Origin of the sequence: Streptomyces europaeiscabiei, assembly GCF_001550375.1 — a bacterium.
Classification (GTDB): Bacteria; Actinomycetota; Actinomycetes; order Streptomycetales; family Streptomycetaceae; genus Streptomyces; species Streptomyces europaeiscabiei.
On sequence record NZ_LRTR01000868.1, the window covers coordinates 1 to 2,640 of the forward strand.

Consider the following 2,640-nt stretch of genomic DNA (forward strand, 5'->3'; position numbering starts at 1 on the left):
CATGACGGTGCCCGGGGCGGCGATGCCGGGGGCCCCCGCCGGCAGCGGGGGCGCCGTCAGGGTGCTCCGCGCGGCGGGAGCGCTCATCCGCCCACCCGGGCCCACGCCGCCTGCAGCAGTTCGGGATCGGGGCCCTGCAGCAGCCCGGGACGGCCCGGCGCGTCCAGGACGACGAACCTGAGCCTTCCGCCGCGGACGGTGTCGTCCGCTCCGAGCGAGGCACGCAGCCGCTCCCAGGCATGGCGCGGGTAGGAGGTGGGCAGTCCCAGCGACTCAAGGACGGTGCGGTGGCGCAGCACGTGCGGTGCGCTCAGCCGTCCCGCCGCGTGGGCGAGTTCGGCGGCGTAGACCATGCCGATGGACACCGCGTGGCCGTGCCTGATGCGGTAGCCCTCCGCGTGCTCGACGGCGTGGCCCAGGGTGTGGCCGTAGTCGAGGAACTCCCGCGGGCCCTCGGCGAGCGGGTCGGTGCCCAGCAGGGCGCTCTTGGCCCGCACGGCGCCCTCGACCAGCTCCGCGGTGCGCCCGCCCGCGGGATCGGCCGCCGCCCGCGGGTCCGCCTCGATCAGGTCCAGGAGCGCGGGATCGGCGATCAGCCCCGCCTTGACCACCTCGGCGAGGCCGCCGACGTACTCGGGCAGCGGCAGCGTGGCGAGCAGGTCCAGGTCGCACACGACGCCGGCCGGCCGGTGCAGGGCGCCGACCAGGTTCTTGCCCTGGGGGACGTTGAGGGAGCCCCTGCCTGCGACCGAGGCACCGACCATGCCCAGCAGGGTGGAGGGCACCAGCACCAGGCGCAGCCCCTGCTGCCAGGTGGCGGCGAGGAAACCGGCGAGGTCGGTGGTGGCGCCGCCGCCGACGGCCACGACCGCGTCGCCGCGGGTGAAGCCCACTTCGGCGAGCCGGGACCACAGATACACCAGCACACCGGCGTCCTTGGCGGACTCGCCGGGCGGCACCACCAGCTCCAGCACCTGACGGCCGTGCCGTTCGAGGTCGCCGGCGATGCGCCGGGCGGCGGCGGCCAGCGCCGGCGGATGGATGAGCGCCACCCGTGTCGCGGTGTCGTCGAGCAGCGGCCCGACGTGCTCGTGCAGGCCGGTGCCGACGACGACGGGGTACGGTGCCCCGCCGGTCGCCTGCAGGGTCGTCGGGGCGGTGTCCGGATGCATGGAGAAAGTCACGGTCTGCCTCACTTGATCGCCAGGTGGCTCAGGTAGGTGCGGTGGTTGCGGGAGGTCTCCGCCACGCTGTCGCCGCCGAACTTCTCCAGCGCGGCGTCCGCGACGACCAGCGCGGTCACCGCCTGCGCGACCACGGCGGCGGCCGGTACCGCGCAGACGTCGGAACGCTGGTGGTGGGCCACGGCGCTGTCACCGGTGGCCACGTCCACGGTGGCCAGCGCCCTGGGCACGGTGGCGATGGGTTTCATGGCGGCGCGCACCCGCAGCGGCTCGCCCGTCGAGATACCGCCCTCGACGCCGCCGGAACGGGCGCTGGCCCGGCGCAGGCCGTCCTCGCCGGGCACGATCTCGTCGTGCGCGCGCGAGCCCGGGACACCGGCGAGCGCGAAGCCCTCACCGAGTTCGACGCCCTTGATGGCCGGGATGCCCATGAGGGCACCGGCCAGCCGCGCGTCCAGCCGGCGGTCCCAGTGCACATGCGATCCCAGGCCCGGCGGAAGCCCGAACACCAGGACCTCGACGATGCCGCCGAGCGTGTCCCCGGCCCGGTGCGCCCGGTCCACCTCGGCGACCATGGCGGCCGATGCCGCGGAGTCGAAGCAGCGCACGGGGTCGGCGTCGAGCCGGTCGGTGTCCTGCGGGCCGGGCAGTACCGGTGAGGGCGAGTGCCGGCCGCCGAGCGCCACGACATGGCTGACGAGTTCGACTCCGTAGGCCTGCCCCAGGAAGGCCTGGGCGAGGGCGCCCAGCGCCACGCGGGCGGCCGTCTCGCGGGCGCTGGCCCGCTCCAGCACCGGCCGGGCGTCGTCGAACCCGTACTTCTGCATACCGGCCAGATCGGCGTGGCCGGGACGGGGACGGGTGAGGGGGGCGCCGCGGGCCTGGCGGGCGAGGGCGTCGGCGCTCACCGGGTCGGCGGCCATCACCGTCTGCCACTTGGGCCATTCGGTGTTGCCCACGCGGACCGCGACCGGGCTGCCGAGGGTGCGGCCGTGGCGTACCCCGCCGACGAAGGCGACCTCGTCGCGTTCGAACTTCATACGGGCGCCGCGCCCGTGTCCCAGGCGTCGGCGGGCGAGTGCGTCGGCGACCTCGTCGGTGGAGGTCCGCACACCCGCGGGCAGTCCCTCGAGCACGGCGGTCAGGGCCGGCCCGTGCGACTCGCCGGCGGTGAGCCATCGCAGAGTTGGCAATGCACTTCCTTCGTTCTGGTACGCGGGCGGATGGGAGCGAGCGGGACGCGGGCCACGATGCGGACGCATGCGCGTCGCGCGGACGTACGCGCCGGGTGCGTCGCGCGGAGATACGGCTGTGCGTGTTGTGCGGGCTGTGCGTGTCGTGCGTGTTGTGGGTGTCGTGCGGTTCGGGGGAGGGGGCGGCCGGCGGCCCGTGCGGGCGTCATGCGACGGTGCGGGCGCCGACCGGTCCACGGCGTGCGGTGCGCGGCGGGCTCTGC

2 protein-coding genes are annotated in these 2,640 nt (G+C 75.5%); both read right to left on the reverse strand.

Going from position 1 to position 2,640, the window contains the following annotated elements; all coding sequences use genetic code 11:
- Positions 1-83: 83 nt before the first annotated feature.
- Entirely contained in the window at positions 84-1,184 is a 1,101-nt protein-coding gene (locus tag AWZ10_RS44285) for a 3-dehydroquinate synthase family protein (protein WP_234360926.1), read from the reverse strand.
- 8 nt (positions 1,185-1,192) lie between these two features.
- Complete coding sequence (aroC, locus tag AWZ10_RS44290; protein WP_107084654.1) at positions 1,193-2,377, reverse strand: chorismate synthase; 1,185 nt, start codon at positions 2,375-2,377, stop codon at positions 1,193-1,195.
- Between the last annotated feature and the right edge of the window lie 263 nt (positions 2,378-2,640).